The 6,561-nt window shown below is 54.4% G+C and carries 4 protein-coding genes; 1 reads left to right on the top strand and 3 read right to left on the bottom strand.

Annotation, left to right across the window (positions count from 1 at the left end):
* Positions 1–6: 6 nt before the first annotated feature.
* Together wecC and wecB are read right to left on the bottom strand one after the other, a co-directional pair.
* Positions 7–1,272 (bottom strand): UDP-N-acetyl-D-mannosamine dehydrogenase, encoded by a 1,266-nt coding sequence (gene wecC, locus BVH06_RS09485; protein WP_075933905.1) that lies wholly within the window; start codon positions 1,270–1,272, stop codon positions 7–9.
* Positions 1,253–2,413, bottom strand: coding sequence for a non-hydrolyzing UDP-N-acetylglucosamine 2-epimerase (gene wecB / locus BVH06_RS09490; protein ID WP_075933906.1), 1,161 nt, complete (start codon positions 2,411–2,413; stop codon positions 1,253–1,255). The genes wecC and wecB overlap by 20 nt, the downstream gene beginning before the upstream one ends.
* Positions 2,414–4,118: 1,705 nt before the next feature.
* On the opposite strand from wecB, the gene BVH06_RS09495 reads away from it, so the two are divergent.
* Entirely contained in the window at positions 4,119–6,077 is a 1,959-nt protein-coding gene (locus tag BVH06_RS09495) for a nucleoside-diphosphate sugar epimerase/dehydratase (protein ID WP_083651962.1), read from the top strand.
* A gap of 48 nt (positions 6,078–6,125) precedes the next feature.
* Here BVH06_RS09495 and BVH06_RS09500 read toward each other — a convergent pair.
* A partial coding sequence (locus BVH06_RS09500; RefSeq protein ID WP_139315607.1) for a sugar nucleotide-binding protein occupies positions 6,126–6,561 on the bottom strand: 436 nt, incomplete at its 5' end.

Genomic DNA, 6,561 nt, shown 5'->3' on the forward strand with positions numbered 1-6,561 from the left:
CGCACCTCAGGTCCATGCACCACGGGTATCGACGACGACCTTACCGACTAGGCTGGCACGGTCGACAGTCTTGAATTGGGTATGGTCTACCAACAATATGAGCACGTCGGAATGCTCGATTGCAGTGGCTGTATCGACCAGGCGAGCCTTGCCGCTGTCGCTTAGCGAGTGAGGCAGCGTGTCGATGTAAGGTTCAACCACGAGCACGTCGTTGGGGCTGTTCTTGATTACGGTATGAGCAATCTCAAGTGCGGGACTTTCACGTAGGTCGTCGATATCTGGTTTAAAGGCCAGGCCAAGGCAAGCAATGTGGATACTACGACCCAGGCATTTACTTGCTTCAGCAATCGCCTGCTCAATTTTGTTTTCGACCCACCGTGGCTTAGCGTCGTTGACCTCGCGAGCAGTGCGGATTAAGCGTGCGGACTCCGGAGCAGAGTCCACTATGAACCACGGATCGACTGCAATGCAGTGCCCCCCCACGCCTGGCCCAGGCTTGAGAATATTAACGCGCGGATGGCGATTCGCGAGCGTAATGAGTTCCCAGACGTTGATGTCTAGTTCATCGCAGATCACAGAAAGCTCATTCGCGAATGCAATGTTAACGTCTCGGAAGGAGTTTTCCGTGAGCTTGGTCATTTCCGCCGTGCGTGCATCAGTGAGTATGCATTCGCCACGTACGAATGTCTGATATAGCGCCCTAGCGCGTGCAGCGCACTCTATTGTCATTCCACCAATGACACGATCGTTCTTGACCAGTTCGGTCACTGTGCTGCCTGGTAATACGCGCTCCGGACAGTAAGCGATGTATATGTCAGCCTCTTCGCCATTCAGTGACGGCAGTCGCAGATCAGGACGTTCCTGTTTAAGCCAGTCCGAGAGTTTTTCTGTGGCCCCAACCGGTGAGGTAGACTCGAGAATAACAAGATTGCCCTGGCGCAACTTCGGAGCAAGGGCGCGAGCTGCGGCCTCGATATAGACCAGGTCGGGTTGCTTGCCCTCCTTAAACGGCGTCGGCACGGCAATGAGGAAAGCATCAGCCTCCTCAGGAGTGGTCGTGGCTCGCAAACGTCCACTCGATACGGCACTGCTGACCAGACCATCCAGATCGGGCTCAACAATGTGCGTTTCGCCACGATTCACGGTATTTACAACGTGGGTATCGACATCAACGCCAATGACATCATGGCCGACACTAGCTAGCACAGCAGCAGTCGGCAAGCCAATGTAGCCCAAGCCAACAACGGATACTTTAGTTTTTGATGCTTGCATGTTGGGTATGTCCTGCAATGATCTTGGCTATGGCGACAGCAGCGGTGCCGTCCCCGTAAGGATTATGCTTCATCGACATGCGCTGATATTCGTCGTTGTTCAGCAGCAGTCGGGATGCTTCGGTAAACATGCGCTCTTCGTCGGTGCCGACCAGTAGCACAGTGCCTGCATCAACAGCTTCGGGGCGCTCGGTGGTGTCGCGCATTACAAGAACTGGCTTGCCTAGCGACGGCGCTTCCTCCTGAATACCTCCAGAGTCAGTAAAGATGAGTCGAGAGCGGCTCATCAGGTGCACAAAAGGCAAGTACTCTTGGGGCTCGATGAGATGAATATTCGGCAGGCCACCTAGGAGGCGCCGCACCGGGCCGCTAATATTTGGATTGGGATGCACGGGATAAACGACGTCGACTCCTAGAGTTTCTCCGATACGCTTCAGACCTCGGCAAACGGACTCCATGCCGGAGCCGAAATTCTCCCGGCGATGCCCTGTTACCAAGACGAAGTTGTCCAGATTGATTCCGCGTTCGGTGAACTGCCGATCCAGCGTGTCACGCAGTGCTGAGTCCGCGTTGATTCGAGAGACAATCTCCAGCAGCGCGTCAATGACTGTGTTGCCGGTAACGTGGACTGAGTATTTATCGACGCCTTCGCGCAATAAGTTATCTCGGGAGTTTTCTGTTGGAGCGAAATGCAGGGTGGACATGCGGCCAGTGAACATTCGGTTCATTTCTTCCGGCCAGGGTGAATAAAGATTACCTGTGCGCAAACCAGCTTCTACGTGACCTACCGAAATCCGCTGATAGAAACAAGCTAATGTAGTGGCAAATGTAGTAGTGGTGTCGCCATGTACAAGGACAAGGTCAGGTTTGTGCTGCTGTAGGATGCCGTCGATGCCGGATAGTACGAAAGATGTAATATCTGCCAGGCTTTGTGACGGGCGCATGATGTTCAGGTCATAGTCTGGCGTGATATCAAAAAGTTCCAGGACTTGATCGAGGAGTTGACGGTGCTGGCCCGTTACACATACTTGTACGTCCAGGTTGGGCTGTTCACTTAACCTTCTAATAACGGGAGCCATTTTTATGGCCTCTGGGCGCGTGCCGAACACTGCCAGAACACGTCGGCAGGAGTCTAATGGCATGGTGTTATCCTTGAGTGGAGAATTCTAATAGGGTTTTTTAGTAAGCATGTTTTTAAGCACAAGTTCTGCCGGATGGCATTATCTGGCGCTGCGAAGTGTTTAAGTGCACGATTTGGCGGCTTTATCCATGCGCGATGGTTCTCAAATTTTCCGCTTACATTGCAAGTATTCCCAGCGCTCCGATCGTGCACTCTTGCGTGATACTGCAAAAGCCGCATGAAATGTACGTGAGATGAGCTTTGGGAGCGAGTGGGGATGGCGCAAGTACTCGAGCGCAAGAGCCCTAGTGTGTGGGAGGGAAGGTTGAGGCTTGATATCAGGTCTGGCTTTGGCATATTTTCGCGGGATCCGGCACTACCTTTGCCGTCACTTCATTCCTATCGAACCCGCATTTAGCAGGTTGTGTTATCACGAACCCTAGCACGAAACTCATAAACCTTGGTCGTTTCGCAAGGTCATTTTCCAACGGAAAATGGCGACCAGATCACTCAGTCAGGCGATTCTAAACACTCTTGTTCTGAGGCGCAAAAAAGAGATGTGGTTGATGAAGATTTAGGTTATGCATCTTGCAGGATTTCGTACGACTCATTTTTGGTACGGCCTCATGACGGAGTGCTTCCGTTTGCCGGCTATTTTGGAATCGCTCAAGGTAGCGGGCACGGAAGCAATGTCCCTCCCTTCGGGCGCTTGCCGCAGTCTTAAATCGTTCAGAAGAGTTTCCGTCATCCTGTAAGCCAAGTCGCGTTGCGCACAGAGCTGCCATTACTCGATCTGTCAGATGCTTGCGGTTGGCACCCAACTGCCATCTCTCACGAGAATGCCACATCTCGCGCGCTGATCTGGCTTCACTGCTGTGCAGAGCTTGAGGCTAGCAGAAATTGGGGGTACTCGGGTAAAGGTGCGTTGCTAAAGCATAAAGCTGGGATGGCCGCTATCAGTCGTATCGACTCTACCTCTTGCATCGCTGGTAGACTAAGGATTGAGGAGCAGTATTTTTCCTGATCTCAAATAAAATCCAGGCGGTGCTTGCAAGCATTCTGCGAGAATATTTCATGACCAAGAAAACCCAGCATTTGCTCACCTACAATTTGAGGCGGTTTAGGCGTCTGCCAGGACCACTCGGTCGGCAATCTGACATTCAACTGCAGCGCCAACTGGTGCGCCGTGACGGCAACTGCGTGCCTGCCATCTAGCGTATCTACTTCTGTGCCTATAGGCACTGGGATATGCTCCCGGTCGGCGCAGCGATCACCTAGCGTGATTTGCAGCAGGAGACTTGTGATCGTAATCGTTTAAACTGTTTTTCACTGAGCAGTGAGGTAGTGGCCACGCATTCCCCCGTTTTTGTCGGAAGCAGCGGTCAGATATTGCCGAACCAGCGTGAAGTATATTTCCGCTATGGGGGTGAGCCGTTTATCTGCGGTGGCCTCGCTAGGGACATACCTTTGTACTAGATATTTCTTCGAGGTTTATTGCTATTGATGGCGATTTCACGGCTTTTCGAATAGGTAAGATCGGGTTTGGGTGGTAGAGCAGCAAGCGGAAAACCATCCTGCTAACGCGTTTGGTTTTTGCCCGCTTGCGTTTCAATGGCCAGATCAATAGCTGGCAGTGACATAGCCTGAGGGTTTGAGGTGTTTTTGTGCTGAGGTTTGCAGAGTTGCTTAGAACGCGCTTGGTCAAGTTGCGGCGCCGTCAGAAGCGGATGATTCAAGTCTGCGTGGATGTCGCATTAGTGTGGGCTGCATTGTGGCTGGCCTTTGTCGTTCGCCTGGGGGATTTCGAAGAGATCTATCCGCTTGATGGCCATCTGTGGCTCTTCGCGCTGGTGCCATTGATCTCCATTCCGCTGTTCATACGCTTTGGCATGTACCGAGCCGTGATGCGGTACTTCGGCACCGAGGCACTGATTGCCATCGCCAAGGCGGTTTCTCTGTCAGCATTGATTCTAGCGCTGGCGATCTACTGGCATCAGGATGCGCGGGCAGTGATTCCCCGTTCCATGGTTTTCAACTATTGGTGGCTGAGCATCATGCTCATCGGGGGGTTGCGTCTGGCAATGCGGCAGTTTTTTATGGGTCACTGGTTTGCTGCCGATCAGCCTTTCAAATTCAGTAGTCGCGATGCCGGCGCGCCGCCTGTTGCTATCTATGGCGCTGGCTCGGCTGGCAACCAATTGGCCGCCTCCCTGCGCATGGGGCGATCGATGAGACCTGTAGCGTTCATCGACGACGACGCGAGTATTACTAATCGGATCATCGCGGGCCTACGCGTTTACTCACCCAAGCATATTCAGCAGATGATCGATGAAACCGGTGCCGTTGAGATACTACTCGCACTACCATCAGTGTCCCGCACTCGCCGTCGTTCGATACTGCAACTGCTAGAACAATATCCGTTGCACGTGCGTTCGGTCCCTGGCTTCATGGATTTGGCCAGTGGTCGCGTGAAAGTCGAGGATGTGCAAGAGGTCGACATTGCTGACTTGTTAGGGCGTGATGCCGTTCCGCCACAGCGAGAGTTGTTCGAGCGCTGCATTCGTGACCAGGTGGTGCTAGTGACTGGGGCGGGGGGCTCAATTGGCTCTGAACTGTGCCGCCAGATCCTCGGCTCAGGCCCAAGAACCATGCTGTTGCTGGAACATAGCGAATTCAACCTCTACGCGATTCACAGTGAACTGGAGCAGCGTGTTCGTCGTGAGTCGTTGCCGGTGCGTCTGGTGCCTGTTTTGGGCTCGGTACGAAACCAGAGTCGCCAGGTCGAGTTAATGAGTGCCTGGGATGTGAACACCGTTTATCACGCGGCGGCCTACAAGCATGTGCCCATGGTTGAGCACAATATCGCCGAAGGCGTATTGAACAATGTGTTGGGTTCGCTGCATACCGCTCAGGCTGCTTTGAAGGCTGGCGTCGAGCACTTCGTTTTGATCTCCACCGACAAGGCCGTGCGCCCCACCAATGTGATGGGTAGCACCAAGCGTTTGGCTGAGATGGTGCTGCAGGCGTTGAGCCGCGAAAGCGCACCGGTGCTATTTGGCGACAAAGAAGGTGTGCATCAGGTCAACAAGACCCGTTTCACCATGGTGCGTTTCGGTAATGTGCTCGGTTCTTCGGGGTCGGTGATTCCGCGGTTCTACGAGCAGATTCGCAAGGGTGGGCCGGTGACGGTAACCCATCCGAACATCACCCGTTATTTCATGACCATTCCCGAAGCGGCTCAATTGGTGATTCAGGCCGGCTCCATGGGGCAGGGCGGCGATGTGTTCGTGCTGGATATGGGGCAACCGGTGAAGATTGCCGAGCTGGCCGAGAAAATGATCCACCTGACCGGCCTCAGTGTCTGCTCCGATACCAACCCCAACGGTGATATTGCCATTGAGTTCACTGGTTTACGCCCGGGCGAGAAGCTCTACGAGGAGCTTCTGATCGGTGACAACGTTAACCCGACCGAACATCCGATGATCATGTCTGCTAACGAAGAGCACCTACCATGGGAGTCCTTCAAAATGGTCATGGCTGATCTTCTCGAGGCGGTCGGACACGATGACTACGACCGTGTTCGTCAGTTGTTACGGAATACGGTAAATGGCTACGCCCCAGAGGGCGAAATCGTCGATTGGATGTATTTACGCAGTAAAACGGCGAGATCCACGACCAAAGATTGAAATGCCTGCAGGCACTTCGTTCTTGAGACCGTCTCTCGCGCTGTTAGCTCATACGTTTCTACTCAGGCACTGCAGCAGGCCGTCGTGCCAGTCCGGCAGGCGCACGCCCCAGTCATGCTCCAGGCGGCTGCAGTCCAGGCGCGAATTGAGCGGGCGCTTGGCTGGCGTCGGGTACTCGGTGGTGGCGATGGGCTTCAGTGCGGCGACCGCTCTGCCCTGTGCCAGCAATTGCGCGGCGATGGCCTCGGCGAAGCCGAACCAGGACGTTTCACCGCGCGCGCTGAAGTGATAGACGCCCCAGGCCTCGGTTTGCTGCTGTTGCCAGCGCTCGACCAATTGCACGGTCGCGGCGGCGATGCTGCCGGCCCAGGTCGGCGCACCGATCTGGTCGGCCACCACGCTGAGTTGTTCGCGCTCCTGCAGCAGGCGCTGCATGGTCAGCAGGAAATTGCGCCCGTGCAGGGAATACACCCAGCTGGTGCGC

The organism is Pseudomonas sp. PA27(2017) (genome assembly GCF_001945445.1).
In the GTDB taxonomy this organism is placed as follows: domain Bacteria; phylum Pseudomonadota; class Gammaproteobacteria; order Pseudomonadales; family Pseudomonadaceae; genus Aquipseudomonas.

What these genes read in the sequence shown, in the direction of transcription:
- wecC (WP_075933905.1), bottom strand. Translation starts at nt 1,272, where the DNA reads ATGCAAGCATCAAAAACTAAAGTATCCGTTGTTGGCTTGGGCTACATT.
- wecB (WP_075933906.1), bottom strand. Translation starts at nt 2,413, where the DNA reads ATGCCATTAGACTCCTGCCGACGTGTTCTGGCAGTGTTCGGCACGCGC.
- BVH06_RS09495 (WP_083651962.1), top strand. Translation starts at nt 4,119, where the DNA reads ATGATTCAAGTCTGCGTGGATGTCGCATTAGTGTGGGCTGCATTGTGG.